This window comes from Streptosporangium jomthongense (genome assembly GCF_042650425.1).
Classification (GTDB): Bacteria; Actinomycetota; Actinomycetes; order Streptosporangiales; family Streptosporangiaceae; genus Streptosporangium.
Genome location: NZ_JBHSBC010000027.1, coordinates 1 through 1038 on the forward strand (window position 1 = coordinate 1; position 1038 = coordinate 1038).

The window sequence follows — 1038 nt, forward strand, 5'->3', positions numbered from 1 at the left end:
GGTGCCGGACATCCGCCCGGTGGCGCCGCCCGGCACGGCCACCAGGACGTTCGCGCCGGGGGCGAGCAGCCCCTGGCGGCGGCTGCCCGGCCCGTAGTTGCTCATCTCCAGCGGTCGGCCGGCCTCATCGCAGGCGCCGACGGCCAGCACGCCGTCCAGCGTGGCGGGCACGTGGTCGCACAGGCAGCCGTCGTTCCCGGCCGCGGCCACGACCAGCACGCCCTGCTCGCGGCAGCGGCGCACCGCCCGGGCCAGCGCGTCCTCCGCCTCTCCGGGGTCGGCCAGCTGGCCGCCGCTCACGTTGATCACATGAGCGCCCGCGTCGGCGGCCAGCTCGATGGCGCGGGCCAGATCCAGCTGGGAGGTGCGCCGCCCCTCGGCGAACACCGGCACGCTGACCGGCCGGCAACCCGGCGCGATCCCGGGCACGGGTCCGTCGTGCCGGCCGAACAGCACGCTGGCCACCGCTGTGCCGTGTGCCGCCGCCCGGCCGGAGGCTGGCCCGCCCGTCCACACCTCGCGCAGCTGGGTCAGCGCCGTCCCGGTCAGGGCTGGATGGTCCTGCTCGACCAAGCCGTCCACCACCGCCACCGTCACCCGCTCGTCACCGGTGGTCAGCCGCCACAGCTCCGTCAGTCCCGCGATCGCCGCGACCTCGCCCATCCCGCACCCGCTCCCGTGTGTCCCGGCGTGCTCTTGTTCGTTGAGGGTGAGCGCCAGCGCGCTTGTGCGCCGGCGCTCACCGCTTCATCGGCTACTCTTCGCCCTCGTCAGCGAAGGGACGCACGACGCTCCAGCGCCCTGACTGGTCGACGCCCGCCGTCTGGGTGGCGGCGGCGCCGGTGATGGTGCGCTCGACTGGGGCGGCCAGACGCGGGATGAACGACTCCGACATGATGATCGGTCCCTTCCGGGGTTGTGGGATCGGTTGCGCGATCCACCCAACAATGCGCACTCAAAGCAATCATAAAGTTACTCTATGTAATATGACGTGAAGGTGAGGAAGCCGTAGCCTGCGACATGGAATTTCCATTACCT

General features: G+C 71.9%; 2 protein-coding genes. Both read right to left on the minus strand.

The features are described 5' to 3' along the window. Positions 1-663, minus strand: a 663-nt coding sequence (locus ACFOYY_RS24990; RefSeq protein ID WP_386192519.1) for a S8 family serine peptidase, incomplete at its 3' end; no start/stop codon positions are given. 91 nt (positions 664-754) lie between these two features. Next, a complete protein-coding gene (locus tag ACFOYY_RS24995; RefSeq protein WP_386192522.1) occupies positions 755-895 on the minus strand; it encodes a hypothetical protein in 141 nt (46 codons plus the stop codon). Positions 896-1038 lie beyond the last annotated feature (143 nt).